This window comes from Streptomyces liliiviolaceus (assembly GCF_018070025.1).
Lineage (GTDB): Bacteria > Actinomycetota > Actinomycetes > Streptomycetales > Streptomycetaceae > Streptomyces > Streptomyces liliiviolaceus.
On sequence record NZ_JAGPYQ010000001.1, the window covers coordinates 2762775 to 2781163 of the forward strand.

The 18389-nt window shown below is 70.9% G+C and carries 15 protein-coding genes; 1 reads left to right on the forward strand and 14 read right to left on the reverse strand.

Features of this window, described 5'->3' with window-relative positions; translation table 11 throughout:
- Positions 1-127 precede the first annotated feature (127 nt).
- The 12 genes from J8N05_RS12125 to J8N05_RS12180 form a co-directional block, all read right to left on the reverse strand.
- Positions 128-1663: a PP2C family serine/threonine-protein phosphatase gene (locus tag J8N05_RS12125; RefSeq protein ID WP_210882511.1), complete on the reverse strand. Its 1536-nt coding sequence runs from the start codon at positions 1661-1663 to the stop codon at positions 128-130.
- A 3-nt stretch (positions 1664-1666) separates the two neighbouring features.
- Positions 1667-4465 (reverse strand): serine/threonine-protein kinase, encoded by a 2799-nt coding sequence (locus J8N05_RS12130; RefSeq protein WP_210882512.1) that lies wholly within the window; start codon positions 4463-4465, stop codon positions 1667-1669.
- Positions 4462-5784, reverse strand: a complete 1323-nt coding sequence (locus J8N05_RS12135; RefSeq protein ID WP_210882513.1) for a coiled-coil domain-containing protein — start codon at positions 5782-5784, stop codon at positions 4462-4464. The genes J8N05_RS12130 and J8N05_RS12135 overlap by 4 nt, the downstream gene beginning before the upstream one ends.
- Positions 5785-5908: 124 nt before the next feature.
- Positions 5909-6928, reverse strand: coding sequence for a glutamate ABC transporter substrate-binding protein (locus tag J8N05_RS12140; RefSeq protein WP_210882514.1), 1020 nt, complete (start codon positions 6926-6928; stop codon positions 5909-5911).
- Positions 6929-6942: 14 nt separating this feature from the next.
- A complete protein-coding gene (locus tag J8N05_RS12145; protein ID WP_210882515.1) occupies positions 6943-8400 on the reverse strand; it encodes a hypothetical protein in 1458 nt (485 codons plus the stop codon).
- Positions 8401-8602: 202 nt separating this feature from the next.
- On the reverse strand, positions 8603-9577 hold the full coding sequence (locus J8N05_RS12150; protein WP_210890148.1) for an N-acetylglucosamine kinase: 975 nt from the start codon (positions 9575-9577) through the stop codon (positions 8603-8605).
- Positions 9578-9654: 77 nt separating this feature from the next.
- Positions 9655-10920 (reverse strand): 6-phospho-beta-glucosidase, encoded by a 1266-nt coding sequence (locus J8N05_RS12155; protein ID WP_210882516.1) that lies wholly within the window; start codon positions 10918-10920, stop codon positions 9655-9657.
- Positions 10921-10922: 2 nt separating this feature from the next.
- Complete coding sequence (locus tag J8N05_RS12160; RefSeq protein WP_210882518.1) at positions 10923-11846, reverse strand: carbohydrate ABC transporter permease; 924 nt, start codon at positions 11844-11846, stop codon at positions 10923-10925.
- Positions 11847-11848: 2 nt separating this feature from the next.
- Complete coding sequence (locus J8N05_RS12165) at positions 11849-12811, reverse strand: carbohydrate ABC transporter permease (protein WP_210882520.1); 963 nt, start codon at positions 12809-12811, stop codon at positions 11849-11851.
- A gap of 6 nt (positions 12812-12817) precedes the next feature.
- Positions 12818-14155 carry an ABC transporter substrate-binding protein gene (locus tag J8N05_RS12170; protein WP_210882522.1) on the reverse strand — a complete coding sequence of 446 codons (1338 nt, stop codon included), beginning with the start codon at positions 14153-14155 and terminating at the stop codon, positions 12818-12820.
- A gap of 101 nt (positions 14156-14256) precedes the next feature.
- Positions 14257-15471 (reverse strand): ROK family transcriptional regulator, encoded by a 1215-nt coding sequence (locus J8N05_RS12175; RefSeq protein ID WP_210882524.1) that lies wholly within the window; start codon positions 15469-15471, stop codon positions 14257-14259.
- Positions 15472-15694: 223 nt separating this feature from the next.
- Positions 15695-16783 carry a glycoside hydrolase family 43 protein gene (locus J8N05_RS12180; protein WP_210882526.1) on the reverse strand — a complete coding sequence of 363 codons (1089 nt, stop codon included), beginning with the start codon at positions 16781-16783 and terminating at the stop codon, positions 15695-15697.
- Positions 16784-16908: 125 nt separating this feature from the next.
- Here J8N05_RS12180 and J8N05_RS12185 point away from each other — a divergent pair, with 125 nt between their 5' ends.
- The gene (locus tag J8N05_RS12185) at positions 16909-17298 is read left to right on the forward strand and encodes a hypothetical protein (protein ID WP_210882528.1); all 390 of its coding nucleotides are present in this window, start codon (positions 16909-16911) and stop codon (positions 17296-17298) included.
- Positions 17299-17310: 12 nt separating this feature from the next.
- Here the strand turns inward: J8N05_RS12185 and J8N05_RS12190 are convergent, their stop codons facing one another.
- Both J8N05_RS12190 and J8N05_RS12195 read right to left on the reverse strand, forming a co-directional pair.
- Positions 17311-17505, reverse strand: coding sequence for a DUF397 domain-containing protein (locus tag J8N05_RS12190; protein WP_210882530.1), 195 nt, complete (start codon positions 17503-17505; stop codon positions 17311-17313).
- A 4-nt stretch (positions 17506-17509) separates the two neighbouring features.
- Positions 17510-18388 carry a helix-turn-helix domain-containing protein gene (locus tag J8N05_RS12195; RefSeq protein WP_210882531.1) on the reverse strand — a complete coding sequence of 293 codons (879 nt, stop codon included), beginning with the start codon at positions 18386-18388 and terminating at the stop codon, positions 17510-17512.
- Position 18389 lies beyond the last annotated feature (1 nt).

The window sequence follows — 18389 nt, forward strand, 5'->3', positions numbered from 1 at the left end:
CCACAGGTCGTGGGTGATGTCGGTGGGCGGACCGGTCCCCTCCGGCCCCGACCGGGCCGAGGCCCGCGCCGTCCCAGTCGTCCCCACCGTCACTGCCGTCTCTACCGTTTCGTACCGCTTGGGCCTCTTAGGCCGATCCTGCCCCTTGTTGCGGCGCAGGGAACGGAAGGACGGCCACTGTTACGTTGTCGTGGCCCCCGCCGTCCAGGGCGTGGCCCACCAGGACCTGGGCGCAGTGCAGCGGTCGTTCGGCGGCGTCGGCCGGGACGACCTCGGCCATCTCCTCGGCGCCCTCGGCGTAGTTCCACAGTCCGTCGGTGCACACCACGACGACTCCGGGCCGGTCCGGCTTGAAGGAGGCGGTGTGCGGCTCCAGTTCGTACGCGTCCGCCCCGAGCCAGCCCGTGATGGCGTGGGCGCGGTCGTCCGCGTACGCCTCCGCCTCGCTCATCAGGCCCGCGGCGACCATCTGGGCCGCCCAGGAGTCGTCCTCGGTGAGCCGGGCCGGGGGAGCCGACCGGTCCACGGGCACCCAGTAGACACGGCTGTCGCCGACCCAGCCGACGACCAGCAGGGTGGGGGTGACGACGGCGCCGACGAGCGTGCAGGCCGGGGCGTTCACATGCGGCTGGTGCTCGTGGGACGGGGCGGCGGGGTCCGCGAGGGAGTTGACCGCCTCGGCGGCGGCGAGGATCGCGTCGTGCATGGCCTGCTGCGGGTGCGTACCGCAGGGCAGGGCCGAGAGCAGCGACTCGTTCGCGGTGCGGGAGGCCGCCAGGGAGGCCTCGTCGGGGCGGGTCGCCGAGGAGACGCCGTCGCAGACGATCGCGACGACCGCGGGTGAACCGTCGGGCAGCGCGGTCGCGGACACGGTGAACGCGTCCTCGTTGCGGTGGTGGCGCAGCCCGCGGTCGCTGACCGCGGCGACCGCGTCCAGCTCCTGCTCCATGTGATCGCGTTCGCGCGGCTGCGCGTGGCCGCAGTTCTCGCAGTAGCCGTCCCGGTCGACCTGGCCCGCGCGGCACGCCACGCAGACCTTCAGACCGGCGGGGGGCGTCACGAGGTCGGCCGTCCGCGGGTCGGCGGGCTGCGCCTCGATCGTGGGCACCTCGACGGTCGGCAGCTCGTCCGCCGGAATCTCGGGGGGCAGCGGGGCGGCGAGCGGGTACTCGTCCGGTTCCGCCGGGGCGTGGGACGGCGGCTGGACATGCCCCTGCGCCTGGGCATGCCCCTGCGCCTGCGGTCGCGCGTGCGGCGGCGCGGGCGAGGCGGCCTGCTGCCGCTCCGGCGGCAGGGCGGACGACTGCGCGTGCGGCGGCGCGGGCGAACCGGCGGGCCGGTCGAACCGTACGCCGGGGCTGTCGGAGCCGCCCGACTCCCGGCCCTCGATGTCCGCCGGCAGCACCACGGCCGCCGGTGTGCCCGAGCTGTCGGCCTCGGGCGCGACGGGCCAGTCCACGGCGGTCACCGGGGCCGCGGGGGCCGCCCCGGCCACGGCCGAGGGCGGCCGTGGCGCCGAGCCGTTCATGGTGATCGTGGGGTTGTCGTCCGGCGGTGCCGGTACGGCCGACAGGTCGTAGCCGCACGCACCGCAGAAGCGGTCTCCCGACTCCAGCGGTTCCTCACAGCTGGGGCAGGCGGCCAGTTGGGGCATCTGCGACATGAATTACACCCACGTCCGGGGGCGGTAGCGGTTGGCGCGCTCCACCAGATCGATCCTCTCCTCGCCACCCTGGGCGAGCCGGGCCAGTGTCCGGTACGAACGCTCCAGTCCGAAGCGCAGGCCCCGCTCGTCCAGGTCACTGCCGAGCAGTACGGTCCGCGCACCGGTGTTCGACGGCGCGGAACCCTGGATACCGGAGAGTACCCAGTCCAGGGCGCAGCCAAGGACCTCTGTGGACAACTGCTCGCGGCGCACCGCGTCCAGGCCGTACCCGTCCAGTGCCTCGACCTGGGCCGCGGCCGAGGTCAGGTCGTCCAGGAACGGCGCCACAGGGCCCTCAGAAGTCCCAGGAGCCACAGCGGCCCCCGGCGCCCCGAGCGGAGCCCCCAGTGCCCCCGGCGGGCGCGGAGCGGCCTCGGCCAGGCGCTGCCTCAGCCGCGCCCGGACCGCGGCGACCCGGGCCGCCGTGTAGTGGATCGAGGACTCCGGCACCGACTCCAGCGTCCGTACGGCGCCGGTGCGGTCGCCCGCCGCGAGCTGCACGCGGGCCAGGCCGAACGCGGCGCTGACGTAGCTCGGGTCGGTCGTCCACACCAGCCGGTAGTACTCGGCGGCGTTGTCCAGCTGCCCGAGGACCTCCGCGCACAGGCCGAGGGCCAGCTTGGGCGCGGGCTCACCGGGGAACGCGTCGTAGATCGCGTCGAAGGACACCGCCGCCACCTCGTGGTCGCCTGCCGCGAGCGCGGCGACGCCCCGGTACCAGACGACCCGCCAGTCGTCGGGGTGGTCCGTCTCCAGCGCTTCGAGCGCCCTGGTCGCCTGGTCGAGCTCGCCGAGCTCCAGGCGGGCCCGCAGCTCGCGCAGCCGCAGCTCGGGGGAGCCGGCGGGCGCCGACCGCAGGGCGCTGATCAGCTCCCCGGGCGCGGACGTCATGAGACCGGCCAGGAAGCCGGCGTTCGGATCGCCGGGGTCGACACGGGGGACCGGGAGCGCGAGCGAGGCGGCCGGCGTGTTGAGCGGTTTGACGAGGGAGGCCGGGGCGGGCGCCAGGAGAGGGGAACCGTTCATTCCCGTCCCCGTCCCCGTCCCTGCCCGTGCCTCCGGCGCACCGTTCGCCCCCGCCGTCGGCTGCGGCGAACCGTTCGCTCCGACCGCCGCAGCCGCTGATCCGTACCCTGTGCCCGCTGGCAGCGGCGATCCGTTCGCCCCGGCCGTCACGGCCGGCGCACCCTTCTTCTCCCGCTTCCCGCGCTTCTCGCGTACGGGCGCCACCCGTACGCCCAGCCGCGACACGTCGCCGCTCAGCCTGCCGAACAACTCCGTGTCCGTGACCTTCAGTTCGGGTCCGAACAGAGTGGACAGTGCGGGCCGCGCCCGGCCCGTCTGCATGGAGACGACCTCGCGCAGCACGCCCGTGAGCTGCTCGGCCATCTCCTGCGCGGAGGCGAACCGGCGGGCCGGGTCGGGGTCGGTGGCCCGTACGAGCAGCCGGTAGAACGACTCGTAGGCGCGGAAGACCTCGATGTTGTCGGGGTCGGGCAGGGAGTCCACGAACACGTTCGTGTAGCCCTGGAAGTCGAAGGTCATCACCGCCAGGGTGCGGGCGACCGTGTACAGGTCGGAGGCGACCGAGGGGCCCACGTCGGCGACCTCCGGGGCCTGGTAGCCGACCGTGCCGTAGATGGCCGACTCGTCGTCGTCCATCCTGCGCACCGCGCCCATGTCGATCAGCTTGAGCTGGTCCTCGGTCTGTATCGCGTTGTCGACCTTGAAGTCGCAGTACAGGAGGTTGCGGCTGTGCAGATGGCCGAGCGCCTCAAGCGCCTCGATGCCGTACGCGCAGGCCTGCTCCACCGGCAGCGGGTCACGCTTGCCGGTCGCGGTGCGGCGGTCGTTGGCGATCTCCTTGAGCGACTTGCCGCCGACGTACTCCATGACGATGTAGCCGTCGAGGGAGCCGGTGCGCTGGTCGAGGTGCTCCACGAAGTTGTAGATCCGCACGATGTTCGCGTGCTCGATCTCGGCGAGGAAGCGGCGCTCGGAGATCGCGGCGGCCATGGCGTCCTGGTCGCCCGTGTCGAGGAGGCCCTTGAGGACCACCCAGCGGTCGGACACCGCCCGGTCGACGGCGAGATAGACCCAGCCGAGCCCGCCGTGCGCGAGACAGCCCATGACCTCGTACTGGCCGTGCACGATGTCGCCGGTCTGCAGCTTCGGCACGAACGAATACGGGTGGCCGCACTTGGTGCAGAACCCCTCCGTGCGCCCGGAGCGCTCCCCGCGCGAACGCCCCACCGGCGCCCCGCAGTCGGACCGCGAGCAGAATCGCTTCCGCTCCGGAACCTCGGGGTTCTCCTGCACCATCACGTGCGGATCGGGCCGCGGCACGTCCGGCACCTGTACGAGGCCGACGCCGAGCCGGCCGCGACTGGAGGACCCGGCCGACGAACCGGAACTGCGCACCGACACCGAACGGCCCGTCGACCGCCCCGAGACGGCCCGCGAGAGACGGCCCGACACCGAACGCCGGGACTGCGCGGAGCGCGAAGAGGAACGCGCCGACGCACGGGAGCCGGAGCGTGAACTCCCGCTGCCTGAGCCGCGCGAGTTCCGGCCGCCCGCCGTGATCCCGGTCGGCGGCGAACCCACCGTGCCGGTCGACGAGACGACCGGCGCCAGACCGCAGGTGTCGCAGTACAGCTCGCCGCCGCCCATGTCCTCGTACGACCCGGGGCAGCCGGGCCGCTGACACTGTTTCCGCTGACTCTCCTGACTCGGCCGGCTCTCGTTCGGCTGACTCATGACTCCCCCCTCCGGTCCTGTGGTCCGCCGTTCCCGGGGACCCTCGGCACCAGTACTTCGGCGGCCGCCTGCTGGTAGCGCAGCACCGCCTGTTCCGCCACGCGCAGATCGCAGGGCGCGCTCCACAGCATGCGGCGCGCCGCGTCGTACCGCTCCACCAGCAGCGGATCCTCCGCGAAACCGTGCCGCGCCACCTTCGCCTTGTACGCGTCGAGCCGGCCGCGCAGCTCCGCGCGGACCGCGAGCGGCGCGGTCACCGCGGTCAACGACTCGCGGGCGCGCAGCAGTTCGTCCTCGGCCTTCTCCTCCAGGGACTCCAGCAGGGGCGAGAGGCGGTGCCACTGCGCGTGCCTGCGGTACTCGGAGGCCATGGCCAGCTGTTCCTGCAGCGCGGTCGGCGGGCCGCTCACCGCGGGCACCTCGGAGGCGGCGATCTTCGCCAGCACCTCGCCGCGCGCGCTCCGCGCCTCGGCCAGCGTGCGGTCCGCGCGGCTCAGCACGTCCCGCAGCCGCACCAGCCGCGCCTCCGCGTCCTGCCGCACGGTGAGCACGGCGTCGATCTCGCGGCGCACCTCTTCCAGGGCGCGCGCCTCACGGTCGTAGCGCGTCGTGTCGGGACGGCCGCCGCCCGGCGCCGAACTCCCCTGCGCGGGAGTCCAGAAGGCCAGCGGGTCGGACACCACCTGCTCGCGCAGCGACGTCAGGGTGCGGGTGATCCGCTCCAGGTCGTCGCCCGAGGGGTGCTCACCGGGCCGTACGCCCACGGAGTGCGCGAGCCTGCGGGTGCGCTGCAGCTCCGCGGCCAGTAAATCTATCCGCGCGGGCAGTGCCGACCAGACGGCGTCGGCCGTGACGACCATGTCCAGCGAGGTCGCGTACAACTCGTTCATCCGCTCGACGAGTTCGGCGAGGGTGAAGCGCTCGCTCAGCCGGCCCGTGCCCGCCATCGTGGGCGCGGCGGCCGTGGCGGAGGCGCTGCCGGCCACCGTGACGCTCTCGCCGCGCAGCAGTTCCGTCAGTTCCACGAGGTCGTCGCGGCTGGACCAGCGTCTACGGGAGCGGATCTCGCGGGCGGAGCGCAGCGCGTCGGCGTACGCGTCGAAATAGGACCAGAGCAGGGTGATCGACGCGTCGGCGGTGCTCCAGCGCTCCTTGGTCGTGCCCGTCAGCTCGGCCCCTTCGAGGAGTCTGCGGCCCGCGTGGTCCTGGAGGGCGAGGAGCGAGGTCTCGATGGCCTCGTGCTCCGCGCCGAGCCGCGCCAGCGCACGGTCCACCTCGTCCCGGTCCAGTACCGGCCCGGATGGTCCCGCGACGCCCATCGATCACCCCTCGTTTCCCGTTGCCCGCGCTGGTCTGTCCTGTACCGCTCGTCCCGCGCCGCTCATCTCGTCGTCCCGGTGCGAAATCATCCGCAACAACCGTGGAACTACCGGAGTGTCATGGTCATTTGTACTGGACCGGGGGCGGCCCGGACGACTCGCCGAGGCTCTCGGCGAGCCACTTGTTGTACGACGTCTCCCAGCCGTCCTTGCGGTAGTCCACCAGGATCTGGTTGACCCGGCGCACCAGGTCGTCGGCGCCCTTCTTCATCGCCACGCCGTAGAACTCGTCCGTGAACGGCTCGCCCTTGAGCCCGACCGTCGGGTCCTGCGCGGCCTGGCTCGCGGCGAGCGCCCCGTCGGTCACCACGGCGTCCGCCTCACCGAGCTGCAGCCGCACCAGACAGTCGAGTTGGTTCGGCACGGTGCGCTTCCTGAATGTGGCGGACGCCGGGAGGGTGCCGTCCCCCTCGGCCGCCTTCAGCGCTTCCAGGGCGGTCGAGCTCTTCGCCGTGCAGATCCGTTTGCCCGCCAGGGACTTGTCGAGTCCGGTGATGTCCGACTTCTTCGGGGCGAGCACTTGCTGGCCGGTCTCGAAGTACGGCGAGGAGAAGGCGACGTCGTCCAGCCGGTCGCAGTTGATCGTCATGGTGCGTACCACCATGTCGACCTTTTCGCCCTGGATCGCCTTGATGCGCTGATCGGTGGGGATGGCCCGGAAGCGGATGTTGTTCGGCTTGTCTCCGACGATCTTGTTCGCGATCTCGTGCGCGAGGTCGATGTCGAAGCCCTCCAGCTCGGCGTTGTCCGACTCGCTGTTCGGGTCGCGGTAGCCGAAGCGGTAGCTGTTCTGGTCGACACCGACGACCAGGTAGCCACGCGTCTTGATCTTCTGGACCGTCTTGCCGTTCTGGTCGCCCGAGGCCGGGTCCAGACTCTGCTTCTCGGGGTCGGGGCACTTCTTCGGAGCCCTGACCTGGTCGCCCCTGGCCGTACCCGGCCCGGCGAGGTCCTCGGCGTCGTTCCCACGTGACTGGGTCGCCGGCAGCAGCAGTGCGAAGACCACCGCCAGGGCACAGACGACCGCCATGGCCGCCACTCCGCCCCAGCCCCTCAGGCTGGCCCGCAGACGTCGTGCGTTCATCGTCATGCCCCCTCTCACCGGTACTCCGACAGCCTGCGCCCGATGCCCAGCACCGCGCCGGCCGCGGCCAGCACGGCGAGCACCGCGGCGCCCACCACGAGGCCGTTCATCGCGCCCCGTCCGTCACCGGCCGCCTGCTCGAACTCGGCGCGCTCGTGGGTGAGCGCGGCGTCCAGGTTCTTGTCCACGCTGTCGAAGCACTCGCCCGTCGGTTCGTCCGCCTTGGAGCCGATGACCTTGTCGAGCGCCTTCTGGTAGTAGCCCAGTTGGTCCTGCTCGCGGGCCTCCGCGTGCCGTTCCTTCCAGACCTTCATGTTGCCCGTCGCGGCCTCGACCGGCTTCACGCCCGCGCTGTCGTCGGCGAGGTCCGCCGCGGCGGCCAGCTTCGCGGTGAGGGCCTTCATCTGCTTTTCGAAGTCGTAGTCGAACGTGTCGACGATCTGCGTCCCGGCTTCCGTGACCACCTCCTTGGTCTCCGCGCCGCGGGAGACCAGCGTGAGGTTCTCGTTGCTGCGGGCCTTGAGCGAGGCGAGCCGGGCGTCGTTCAGCGTGGTCAGAGAGCGCACACCGTGGTCGTACGAATCGTTCAGCCCGGCGCGGGCGACGGTGTGGCCGACGACCAGCCAGAGCAGGACGACCGTGGTGGCCGCGGTGGCGGCCACCAGGCCGTGGTTCAGCACGCGGTTGGTGCGGCGGTAGTTGCGCCGCTGCGCCCACACGAGACCGCCGATGGCCACGATGCCGGCGCCGATCGCGATCCACGGATAGGGCGTCGCGTCGTCGTAGTCGGAGCGCAGCCGCTGGTTCTCCACCTTGTAGAGCCGCTCGGCGTCGGTGAGCATGATCTGCATCTTCGCGTTCGCGTACCGCAGGTAGGCGCCGCCGAGGGGGAAGCCCTGCCGGTTGTTGGCGCGGGCCCGCTCGACCAGGCCCTTGTACTCGGGAAGCATCGTGTTCAGCTCGGTGATGGTCTTCGCCGAGGTGGAGCCGGGCTGGGAGTTGGCCGCCGCCGTCACCAGTTTGTCGGCGGCCTGGCCGATGTTGCGCTCGTAGTCGTCGCGGGACCTCTTCGTCTCCTGGCCGCCCGCGAGGAAGCCGCTCGACGCCGCCGTGTTGGCGGCGGCGAGGGAGCGGTAGATGTCCGCGGCGTCGGCGCTCAGCGGCTGGCTGCTGTGCAGCACGTCGTCCGCCGCGGCGGAACGGTCCGTCATCTGCCAGGCGGTGAGCGCGCCGAACGCGACGACCAGGACGGCGAGGACCGCGCCGATGATGCGCAGCCGCCCCGGCTCGGTGGTCGCCCCGGCCCGCAGCCGGTCGACGCCCTCCGCCCAGGCCGTGCGCCTCGGGGGCCCTGCGTCGGGCGCCCCCGGCCGGCCCTGCGACCCCGGCGGCGGGGCCTGCGGCGGGACCGCAGGCGACGCGCCCGCCCGCCCCTGCGGTGGCGCCGCGGTGCTCTGCTGCTGGTGTGTCACCTGACCTCCCCCATGGTCGTCGCCGGTCACCTCCGCCCGGCGCCGAGGCGCACGGGAAGAGACGCTCGGCCGCAAGTATCGCCGCCGGGACCGACATCCGAACAGGCCTTGACGCGATCTTGGTCGGATTGCGGCCCGGCGAAGATCCCGCACCCCCCTGTTCATGAATACGCCAACCCGAACTGTTCGGTTCCCGGCGTGCTCAGACCCTCTCGTAAAACTCCCTCACGCGGGCGTGCGCCCGGGCCGGGGCGCCCAGGTGGTCGAGCCCGAGGAGCGCGGCCCCGAGGACCGGGCGGGCGGTGACGACCCGAGGGACGGCCTTGGGGGCCCGCTCGGCCAGCAGCTCCCGTACGCGGTCGTCGAGTTGGGGGTGGCGGGCGGCCAGCACACCGCCGCCGAGCAGGACGGGCGCCTCCTCGCCCAGCAGGTCGAGGCGGGTCAGGGCGACGACCGCCATCGCCACCACCTCGTCCGCCAGCCGGTCGACGAGCGCGCGGGCCACCGGGTCGCCGTCCGCGGCCGTGGCGAACAGGACCGGCGTCAGCTCGTGGCGCCGCACGTCCTCGACACGGCCCAGGTGCAGGGCCTCGATGAGCGCGTACATCGTGCTCAGGCCGAAGTGCGCGGGCAGGGCGCGGGCCAGTTCGGTCGGGGCGCCCCGGCCGTCCTCGGCGCGCGCCGCGTGCCACAGCGCCTCCTCGGCGAGACCCCAGCCGCCGCCCCAGTCGCCGGAGACCCGGCCGAGGGCGGGGAAGCGGGCGACCCGGCCGTCGGGGCGCATGCCCACGCAGTTGATGCCCGCGCCGCACACCACGGCGACGCCCCGCGGCTCCTCGACACCGGCGCGCAGGATCGCGAAGGTGTCGTTGCGGACGTCCACGCTCGCCCCCCACGCGCGCGCGTGCAGCGCGGCGGCCAACTGCTCCTCCTCCACGGGCAGATCGGCGTTGGCGAGACACGCGGAGACATGGCCGACCGCGGTGACGCCCGCTTCGGCGAAGGCCCGGCCGACGGCGTCGGCGAGCGTGTCCACCGCCTCCCGGACACCGACGACGGGGGGCCGGAACCCGCCGCCGCGCGCCGTGGCGAGCACGCTCCCGTCACCCGCCACGACCGCGACGTCGGTCTTGCTGTTTCCCGCGTCCACGGCGAGAACGGTGTGTTCGGGCCCCATGTGGGCGGCGGGACGCGTGTGTTCGGGCTCCGTGTGGGCTGTGGGGTCGGTGTGTTCGGGCCCCGTGTGGGACGCGCTCATGCCCACGCCAGGTGCTCCCGGTTGTGCGCGATCAGCCGGTCGGTGAGGCCGTCGGCGAGTGCGTACTGGCCGACCAGGGGATGGGCGAGCAGCGCCCGGAACACCCGCTCGCGGCCCCCGCGCAGGGCGGCCTCCAGGGCCAGGTCCTCGTACGCGGTCACGTTCGCCATCAGCCCCGCGAACAGCGGGTCCACCGGCGCCACGGGCAGCGGGGCGGCCCCCGAGTGCCCGACCGCCGCCTGCACCTCGATCACGGCGTCGTCGGGCAGGAACGGCAGCGTCCCCCGGTTGTACGTGTTCACCACCTGGTACGGGCTGCCACCCCCGCCCAGCAGGGACGCGGCGAGGTCGACGGCCGCCTCCGAGTAGAAGGCCCCGCCCCGCTTGCCCAGCAGCGCCGGCTTCTCGTCGAGCGCGGGGTCGCCGTACATCGTCAGCAGCTCCCGCTCCATCTCGGCCACTTCCGCGGCCCGCGACGGCTTCGTACCCAGCTCCCGTACCACCTCGTCGTGGGCGTAGAAGTAGCGCAGGTAGTAGGAGGGCACGACTCCCAGGCGGTCGAGGACGCCGCTCGGCAGGCGCAGGTCGCCGGCGATGGTGTCGCCGTGCTCGGCGAGCAGCTTCGGGAGGACGTTCTCGCCCTCGGGGCCGCCGAGGCGCACATGGGTCTCCCAGGTGAGGTGGTTGAGGCCCACATGGTCCAGATGCACATCGGTGGGGGAGACCCCCAGCATGCCGGCGAACTTCCGCTGGAATCCGATCGCCACGTTGCACAGTCCGACCGCTTTGTGACCGGCCTGGAGGAGGGCGCGGGTCACGATGCCGACGGGGTTGGTGAAGTCGATGATCCAGGCGTCCGGGTTGGAGCGCCGGACGCGCTCGGCGATGTCGAGCACCACCGGGACCGTGCGCAGCGCCTTGGCGAGGCCGCCCGCGCCGGTGGTCTCCTGGCCGACGCAGCCGCACTCCAGCGGCCAGGTCTCGTCCTCGTTGCGGGCGGCCTGCCCGCCCATGCGGAGCTGGAGCAGCACGGCGTCGGCGCCCTCGACACCCGCGTCGAGATCGTCGGTCGTGGTGATCCGCCCGGGGTGCCCCTGCTTGGCGAAGATGCGCCGGGCCAGCCCGCCGACGAGTTCGAGGCGGTCGAGCGCCGGGTCGACGAGGACCAGTTCCTCGACGGGCAGGGTCTCGCGCAACCGCGCGAAGCCGTCGATGAGTTCAGGGGTGTAGGTGGAGCCCCCGCCCAGTACTGCGAGTTTCATTCTCAGCCCTTCACTCCGGTGAGCGTGACGCCTTCGACGAACGCCTTCTGTGCGAAGAAGAACACAGCGATCACGGGTGCCATGACCAGGACGGTCGCGGCCATCGTCAGATTCCAGTCGGTGTGGTGCGCGCCCTTGAAGGACTCCAGGCCGTAGCTCAGGGTCCAGGCGCCGGGGTTCTCGGACGCGTAGATCTGCGGTCCGAAGTAGTCGTTCCAGGCGTAGAAGAACTGGAAGAGCGCGACGGCCGCGATACCCGGTCTGGCCATCGGCAGCACCACCTTCAGCAGGGTCTTCAGGTCCCCGCACCCGTCGACCTTCGCCGCGTCGAGGTACTCGTTCGGGATCGTCATCAGGAACTGCCGCAGCAGGAAGATGGAGAACGCGTCGCCGAACGCCATCGGGATGATCAGCGGCCACAGCGTGCCCGACAGATCCAGCTGCTTCGCCCAGAACAGGTACATCGGGATGATGATGACCTGCGGCGGCAGCATCATCATCGAGATGACCAGCATCAGCGACAGGTTCCGGCCACGGAAGCGGAACTTGGCGAGCGCGTACGCCACCGGGATCGAGGACACGACCGTCAGCGCGGTGCCGACGCCCGCGTACAGGAGGGTGTTCCGCCACCAGGTGAGGAAGCCGGGGGTGTCGAAGACCTTTGTGTAGTTGCCCCACTCCCAGGTGTCCGGGACGAGGTCCCTGGTGAGTGTCTGGTCGTCGCTCATCAGCGAGGTCAGGACCACGAACACGAAGGGCAGCACGAAGAACAGCGCGGCGGCGACCCCGAGCGCGTGCACGGCGATCCACTCCAGGAGCGCCTTGCGCCGGGCGGTGCGCTCGGCGGCCGAGACGGGCGGCTTCGGGGACTCGGGCCCCGACTCCGCCGTCGTGAGCGGTACTCGGGCTTCGGTCGTCTGGGTCATGGTCAGTCACCTGCCTGGATGAGACCGCCGCGGCGCCGCATCAGGAACGCGGTGAACGCCATGGACAGCGCGAACAGCACCAGCGCGACCACGCACGCGGAGCCGTAGTCGAACCGCTGGAAGCCGAGGTTGTAGACGAGCTGCGGCAGGGTGAGCGTCGACTTGTCGGGGTACCCCGGTTCGAACTGCTGGCCCGAGCCGCCGATGATCCCGGAGGCGACCTTCCCGGCGACCAGCGGCTGCGTGTAGTACTGCATCGTCTGGATGACCCCGGTGACCACTGCGAACATCACGATCGGCGAGATGTTCGGCAGCGTCACGAACCGGAACCGCTGCCAGGCCGACGCGCCGTCCAGCTCGGCGGCCTCGTACTGCTCCTTCGGTACGTCGAGCAGCGCGGCCATGAAGATGACCATCAGGTCGCCGACGCCCCACAGGGCGAGCATGGTGAGCGCGGGCTTGGACCAGGTGGCGTCCGTGAACCAGCCGGGCGTCGGCAGCCCGAGGTCGCCGAGCACCGAGTTGACCGGCCCCGTACCCGGGTTGAGCAGGAACACGAAGGCCAGCGTGGCGGCGACCGGCGGCGCGAGGTAGGGCAGGTAGAACAGCGTGCGGAAGACGCCCGTGCCGGTCTTGATCTTCGTGATCAGCAGGCCGATCCCCAGGCCGAAGACGACCCGGAAGGTGACCATGACGAGCACCAGCCACAGGGTGTTGCGCAGGGCCGGCCAGAACATGGGGTAGTCGTTGAAGACGTAACTCCAGTTCTCCAGCCCCCGGAACTCCGGTACGCCGAAGCCGTCGTACTTCATGAACGAGAAGTACACGGTCGAGATCAGCGGGTAGGCGAAGAAGACGCTGAAGCCGATCAGCCACGGCGACATGAAGGCGGCCGTGCGCAGGGCCTGTTTCCTGCGTTTGGTGCGCAGAGTGGGTGAGGCCGCGGATGCGGGGAGCGTGGCCATGGGGCGCTACTTCGCCTGCTCGATGTCACGGTCGATCTGGTCGGCGGTCTTCTTCAGACCGGCCTTCAGATCCTTCGCCTTGCCGGACTCGTACTGGTAGCCGAAGTCCTGGAGGGTCGTCTGGTACGTCGAGCCGTTGACGGACGCCGGCGGGGTGTTCGACTGCGGGTGCTGGGCGATGTCCACGAAGGTCTTGAAGCCGTCCTCGACCTTCAGGTCGGGCGACTTGAGCGCGTCGAACGTGGACGGCACGTTGTGGATGGCGTTGGCGAACGACACGACGGCCTCGGTGTCGGTCGTCATGTACTTCATCAGCTCCCAGGCCGCGTTCTGCTTCTTGCTCTGCGGCGCGATGCCCATGATCGTGCCGGAGAGGAACCCCTTGCCGTACTCGTCCACCTCGTCGTCGGCGACGGGCATGGGCGCGGTCCCGATCTCGAACTTCACCCCCGCGTCCTTCGCCATCCCGAGCCGCCACTCGCCGTCGAGCTGCATCGCCACCTGGCCGGTCTGGAAGGGGTGCTTGGCGCCCCATTCGTCGCCGAAGGTGTTGCGGTACTTCTCCAGCTTCTGGAAGCCGCCGAGATCGTCGACGAGCTTCTTCTGGTACGTGAACATCTCCGCGAAGGCCGGGTCGTCGGCGATGTTCGACTTGCCGCTGTCGTCGAAGTAGGAGTGGTCCCACTGCGACATGTAGTGGTCCACCACGGTCTCGTAGCCGTGGTAGTTCGGCATGAAGCCGAGCTGCTCGTACGAGTCGCCCTTGGCCTTCGTGAGCTTCTTCGCGTCCTTCGCGAACTCGGTCCAGGTCTTCGGGGGCGACGTGATGCCCGCCGCCTCGAAGGCGTCCTTGTTGTAGTAGAGGCCGTAGGCGTCGCCGAGCAGCGGCAGGGCGCAGCGGGTGCCCTCGAACTGCGTGTACTCCAGCATCGGCTTCGGGATGATCGCGTCCAGGTCGAGCTTCGACTTCTCGATGAACGGCTTCAGGTCGGCGAAGGCGCCGGACGAGCAGAACTTGCCGACGTTGGACGTGGTGAACGAGGAGACGACGTCGGGCCCGTTCGAACCGCCCGCGCGCAGCGCCTGGTTGAGCTTGTCGTCGTTGATGTTGCCGACGACCTTCACCTTGATGTTGGGGTGCGCCTTCTCGAAGAGGGCGATGTTCTCCTGGATCGCCTTCACCTCGGCGGGCGCGCTCCACCCGTGCCAGAAGGTGATCGTGGTCTTCGCGTTCGGGTCGTCCGTGGCACCGGAACCGGACGAGCCGGTACAGCCGGTACCGCCGGTGGCGAGGAGGACTATCGACGCGGCGGCGAGCACCGCTTTACGGGGCATTCCGGGCATGACGGGGTCTCCCTATGAGCAGGGCGGGCTGGACGGGGGAAGAGGGCGGAGCCGGGGTGAGGGGTGTTCAGTGGCCCTTCGTCGGGCCGGTCGGGGGCTGGTCAGTGGGCCGAGGTGTCGAAGACCTCGTCGCGGGTGGCGGCGAGCGCGCTCTCCAACGCGCCGCGCAGCACGGGCTGTTCATGGACGTCGCCGACGACGAGGCGCGGCCGGGACGCGGCCAGCTCCTCCAGCTCGGCCTGCACCAGCGCGCGCAGGGGTTCGCCGCCCCTGCTGAGCGAGGCGCCGCTGAGGACGACGAGTTCGGGGTCGAGGACGGACACGAGCGAGGCGAGACCGGTGGCGAGACCGGTCGCGTACGTCTTCAGCAGTTCCCGGTGCGGGCCCGTGCCGATGTCCGCGGCCTGCTCGACGAGGGCGGCGGCGACCTCGGTGTACGGGCCGGTGGGGATGGGCCTGATGCCCAGTTCGCGGGCGAGCTTCGGGATGGCCTGGGAGCCGGCCAGTTCCTGGTAGCCACCGCTGTTGGCCTTGGTGACGTGCCGGACGAGGGGTGCGCCGGGCACGGGCAGGAAGCCGACCTCGCCCGCGCCGCCGGTCCAGCCGCGGTGCAGCCGTCCGCCGAGGACGAGGGCGGCGCCCAGGCCGCCCTCGTTCCACAGCAGGACGAAGTCGTCGTGGCCCCGGGCCGCCCCGAGCCGCTGTTCGGCGACGGCGGCGAGGTTGACGTCGTTCTCGTACTCGACGGGCATCGGCAGCGCCGCGGCGAGCTCGTCGAGCAGGGTGGGGGAGTGCCAGCCGGGCAGGTGGGAGGCGTAGCGCAGCCGGCCCGTGTTCGGGTCGAAGGCGCCAGGGGTGCCGATGACGAGCCGCTGGACGTCGGCGCGGGCCAGCCCCGCCGCCTTCACCGCGCCGTCGAGGGCGTCGGTGACCTGCCGTACGACGGTGTGGGCGGCGCGCCGGCCGGGGGTGGGCAGCTCGTACTCGCCCACCGTCCTTCCCGTCACATCGGCGACGGCGGCGAGGATCCGCTCGGGGGTCACGTCGAGCCCGGCGGCGTACGCGGCGGAAGGATTCACCGCGTACAGCTGGGCGTTGGGCCCGGGGCGTCCTTCGCTGGTCCCGGTGACGACGACGAGCCCCGCCGCCTCCAGCCGGGCGAGCAGCTGGGAGGCGGTCGGCTTCGAGAGCCCGGTGAGCTTGCCGATGCGGGTGCGGGAGAGCGGGCCGTGCTCCAGCAGGAGGTCGAGCGCGGCGCGGTCGTTCATGGCGCGCAGCACGCGCGGGGTGCCCGGGGTACCGGATGTTCCTGCCATGACTGTCGACACCTGCCTCTCGGCTGACCAGCTTCCCAGTGTGATTACCGGAAAGTCCACCGAAGGATCACCGCGGGGATCACCGTTGCGATCACTGTTAGGAAACTTTCCTATCGGTGGGAGGAAGGTAGGCCGGGGGCGGGGGAGGCGTCAACAGGTTGCCCCCGCGGCAACAGAGTCGTTACCTGCGGGGGCATGGTGGTGAGAGGGCGTCCGTGGGGGCTCACTCGAAGAACTTGAGGCTGAATCCGGTGTTGGTGGGGGAGCCGGGGACGTTGGCGCGGCTGTAGGTGGTGTTGCCCCACCAGACGGCCGTGCCCGTGTACCAGTAGCGGTTGGACCAGGAGTACGGCGTGCCCTTCGCGACCGCGTGGAACATGGTCGGGAAGCGGTTGCCCGACGGCGGGCCGGCGGTGGCGTCGCCGCGCGGCAGGACGAACGTGTGGTGGCCGGGGCCGTCGACGTACAGCGTGGGGTCCCAGCCCGACATCATGGTCTCGCGGTGGGACCCGAACAGGCAGCCGTTGGACTTGTACCAGTCCCACACGTACGTCGGGTCGCCGCCGGAGCGCAGCCGCAGGTCGGCGATGCAGTACTGGTCGCTCCAGCTGCCGTTCGCGGAGTACGCGATGTGCAACTGCCCGTTGGGGTCGACGATCGGCTGGGGCGCCTCGTTGATGTACGGGTTGCCGACGATCCGCTCCCACGACTCGCGGGGCTGCGAGATGACGTACCGGTCGCCGGTGGACGTGGTGGCGCCGCTCATTCGGGCGACGTACAGGTTCTGCTCGACGTTGGTGTCACCGGCCCAGCCGGACCAGACGAACCAGCGCTGGCCGTTGAAGGTGAAGGGGGACCCGTCGATGGCCCACTTGTCGCCGGGCAGGGCGACCTTGGTGGCGGCGGAGTAGCCGGTGGCCGGGCTGGCCGAGCTGATGTGGTACATCCGGTGGGCGGCGCCGGTGCCCGCGGCGAAGTAGATGCGGTAGGCGCCGTCGTGGTGGACGATCTCGGGCGCCCAGACCTCACCGAGCCCGCCGGTGTCCCGCCACACCTGCTGCTTGGGCGCGGCGGCGATGCCCTCCAGGGTGGACGCGGTCCGGACCGCGATCCCGCCGTCCACGGACTTGGCGGCGACGTAGAGGTCACCGACCTTGATGACACTGGGGTCGGCGCCGCCGAGGGTGGTACGGCCGAGGGTGCCCGCGGTGACGGCCTCGGCGGTGGTCGCGGCCTGCCCGAGGGCGAGGAGCAGGGTGGCCACGAGCCCGAACGGGATCAGACGGGCGAGCCGGCTGCGGGTGGGAGACATCCGGTGAGACCTCCTGATCGTGTCCACGTCAGAGAGCGCTCTCGGATCATCGCCGGGCGGTGGACAGCCGTCAAGATGGCGGGGCCAGAGGTACGACATTCGATTACGGGTTCCAGGGGGGACGAGTGAACGACAAGCAGCTCATCGAGAAGTTGATCGAACATCCTGAGAGCTACGGCCTGAACGGCACCTATCACTCGACGGCCATGTTCCTCACGGGGGTCGACGCCGGAAGGTCGGGCGGTCTGATGCGGGGCTTCACGGAGTGGCTGGTGGTCCGCAGGGGCGAGTTGAACAGCTTCTACTGGCACAAGCTCGTGCTTCTGGACCAGTTCCCCGACATGCCGCTCGACGACTGGAAGGATCAGGACCACCTGACCCCGGAGCAGCACGGAGAGGTCGTCGAGCACTTGCTCGCGCTCCTCCTGGAGTTCCTGGACGTACGGGGTCGGCCGCAGGAACTGGGGCTGATGTATGCGCGGTACGAAGCGATGTTCGCGCACATCCGGAGATGAGCGTGCGCGTCCTCACCGTTGCCGGAGGCCGTCGAGCGCGCCTGCGGCGGTGAACTCCGCCCATGCGGTGGGGGAGAGGTGGACTATCGGGCCGTCGGGGGCCTTGGAGTCGCGGACGGCGACGGTGTGTGGGGCGTTGAGGGCGACTTCGACGCACTCGCCGCCCGAACTGCTGTGGCTGGACTTTATGAAGTCGGACTCGGGCACTGGGTCAGATCTCCTGGCGGATGCGCTCGATGAGCTGGGTGGTGTCGTGCTGGGCGAGGCTGAGGCGGGCCGTACGGTCGAAGAAGTTGCTGTACGTGCTGCTCTCGGCCGGGTCCTCCACCCACACCGTAGAAGCGATGGCGTCCACATGGACCACGTCCACGGCCTCCGTCTCCGCGAACGAGACGATGTTGAACGGGCCGGTGATGCAGGGGTGGCCGCCCGTGCGGAACGGCAGTACCTGGAGTCGTACGTTCGGAAGCTGAGCCACCTGCAACAGGTGCTCCAACTGGGCCCGCATCACGTCGGGTCCGCCGACCAGTTGCCGCAGTGCCGCTTCCCAGACGACCGCGTACAGGTTGAGCGGGTGTTCATCGTGCAGGCGGGCCTGGCGTCGCATGCGGACCTCGACGATGCGCTCGATGTCGTCCGGGTCCTCCCACACGCCGTCGCTGACGGCGAGCGAGCGGGCGTAGTCCGCCGTCTGGAAGAGGCCTGGGATCAGGGAGAGTTGCCAGGTGCGGACGCGGTTCGCCACATCCTCCATGGCGATGTACTCGGCCAGCGCGCCGGCGTTGGGTGAGTGCTGCCACCATCCCCTGGCCTTGCGCCGCTCGCGGTCCAGCTTCGCCAGCTCCAGCAATCGGGCCGTCGCCTTGCGGTCGTGCTGTCCGTAGAACTCGCACAGCACCCGGATGTCCGGGTCGCGCATGGGCACCCAGCCCCGCTCCATCTTCACGATCTTCGTGCCGGTCGCGTTGATGGACTCGGCGGCCTGTTGCTGTGTCTTGCCCGCGGCGTCCCGCAGGGACAGCAGTTCGCTACCGAGCCTGCGGCCCAGGACAGTTGACGCCCGGTTGCCCGCGGCTTGAGTTGATCGCATC

What these genes read in the sequence shown, in the direction of transcription:
- J8N05_RS12180 (WP_210882526.1), bottom strand. Translation starts at nt 16,783, where the DNA reads ATGTCTCCCACCCGCAGCCGGCTCGCCCGTCTGATCCCGTTCGGGCTC.
- J8N05_RS12135 (WP_210882513.1), bottom strand. Translation starts at nt 5,784, where the DNA reads ATGGGCGTCGCGGGACCATCCGGGCCGGTACTGGACCGGGACGAGGTG.
- J8N05_RS12155 (WP_210882516.1), bottom strand. Translation starts at nt 10,920, where the DNA reads ATGAAACTCGCAGTACTGGGCGGGGGCTCCACCTACACCCCTGAACTC.
- J8N05_RS12130 (WP_210882512.1), bottom strand. Translation starts at nt 4,465, where the DNA reads ATGAGTCAGCCGAACGAGAGCCGGCCGAGTCAGGAGAGTCAGCGGAAA.
- J8N05_RS12125 (WP_210882511.1), bottom strand. Translation starts at nt 1,663, where the DNA reads ATGTCGCAGATGCCCCAACTGGCCGCCTGCCCCAGCTGTGAGGAACCG.
- J8N05_RS12195 (WP_210882531.1), bottom strand. Translation starts at nt 18,388, where the DNA reads ATGCGATCAACTCAAGCCGCGGGCAACCGGGCGTCAACTGTCCTGGGC.
- J8N05_RS12140 (WP_210882514.1), bottom strand. Translation starts at nt 6,928, where the DNA reads ATGAACGCACGACGTCTGCGGGCCAGCCTGAGGGGCTGGGGCGGAGTG.
- J8N05_RS12175 (WP_210882524.1), bottom strand. Translation starts at nt 15,471, where the DNA reads ATGGCAGGAACATCCGGTACCCCGGGCACCCCGCGCGTGCTGCGCGCC.
- J8N05_RS12170 (WP_210882522.1), bottom strand. Translation starts at nt 14,155, where the DNA reads ATGCCCGGAATGCCCCGTAAAGCGGTGCTCGCCGCCGCGTCGATAGTC.
- J8N05_RS12165 (WP_210882520.1), bottom strand. Translation starts at nt 12,811, where the DNA reads ATGGCCACGCTCCCCGCATCCGCGGCCTCACCCACTCTGCGCACCAAA.
- J8N05_RS12150 (WP_210890148.1), bottom strand. Translation starts at nt 9,577, where the DNA reads ATGGGGCCCGAACACACCGTTCTCGCCGTGGACGCGGGAAACAGCAAG.
- J8N05_RS12160 (WP_210882518.1), bottom strand. Translation starts at nt 11,846, where the DNA reads ATGACCCAGACGACCGAAGCCCGAGTACCGCTCACGACGGCGGAGTCG.